This is a genomic window from Lentilactobacillus rapi DSM 19907 = JCM 15042, assembly GCF_001436255.1.
Taxonomy (GTDB): Bacteria; Bacillota; Bacilli; order Lactobacillales; family Lactobacillaceae; genus Lentilactobacillus; species Lentilactobacillus rapi.
The window spans coordinates 1-1,076 of sequence record NZ_AZEI01000023.1 but is presented as its reverse complement, the minus strand read 5'-3'; the positions used below and the strand labels follow the sequence as shown (position 1 = coordinate 1,076).

Genomic DNA, 1,076 nt, shown 5'->3' with positions numbered 1-1,076 from the left:
CTTGAATTTACACTTTAAGTGCAACACTAATTAAATAAAGAATGGCCCATGGCCAAATTTCTGTAAAATGATGTTTGCGAAAACAATCATGAAAGGAATTTAGCCATGGATCACTACAAGCATATTACCATAGATGAACGGGAAACTATCTTTTTAATGAGGAATCATGGAAACTCACTTCGTGAGATTGCCAGCCATATCAAGAAAAGTTACTCAACCATTTCTCGAGAATTAAGCCGTAATTCTACTGGTAAATCCTATTCACCTTCGAAGGCTCAGGAGAAGTACAAACAGCGCAAAGGCAACTGTGGCAGAGTCTCTCTTTTGAGTAATCCTCAGGTGTTTGAAGTGGTGAGAGAACACTTCTGCGAAGACCTTTGGTCTCCGGAGGAAATATCGAATCGCTTGGCAGTCGAAAAGTATCCGGTGCAGATCAGTACCACGACTATTTACCGTGGGATTTTCAATGGCTTATTTGATAATTTGTTTAAATCTGGCAGCTCTAGTGCCGTGCGCCATCTAAGGCATCACGGCAAGTCTCGCCACAATAAAGCTTATCAAGAAAAGCGAGGCAAGATTCCAATCCCCAACAAGATTCATGATCGTCCGCGAGAAGCTGACAACCGTGTAGAAATTGGTCACTGGGAAGGTGATACCGTGTTAGGCAAAAGCGGAAAGGCTTGTGTCGTTACATTGGTTGATCGAAAATCTCGTTACCTGCTTATTGGTAAAGCTGCTAAAAGAACTTCAGAAGCAGTCACGGATACTTTGAGCGACTTAATGAAGCTATGGCCTGGTAGATCGTTAACGATTACCCCGGATAGGGGTAAAGAGTTTGCCAAAGTTCAATGTTTAACTGATAAGTTTGGTACGCCCTTCTACTTTCCCGATCCTCACTCTCCTTGGCAACGAGGAACTAACGAAAATACTAACGGCTTGCTTCGCGAATATTTGCCAAAAGGAACTGACCTTGATTCAATTACTGACCGCCGGATACAAGCATATGCAGAACAAATGAATAATCGTCCCCGTAAATGTCTCGGATGGAAAACGCCTTATGAAATATTCTTTAATGT

1 protein-coding gene is annotated in these 1,076 nt (G+C 42.2%); it reads left to right on the top strand.

The window, feature by feature from the left end; genetic code table 11:
- Positions 1 to 105: 105 nt before the first annotated feature.
- Positions 106 to 1,076, top strand: a 971-nt coding sequence (locus tag FD12_RS04255; protein ID WP_003561794.1) for an IS30 family transposase, incomplete at its 3' end; no start/stop codon positions are given.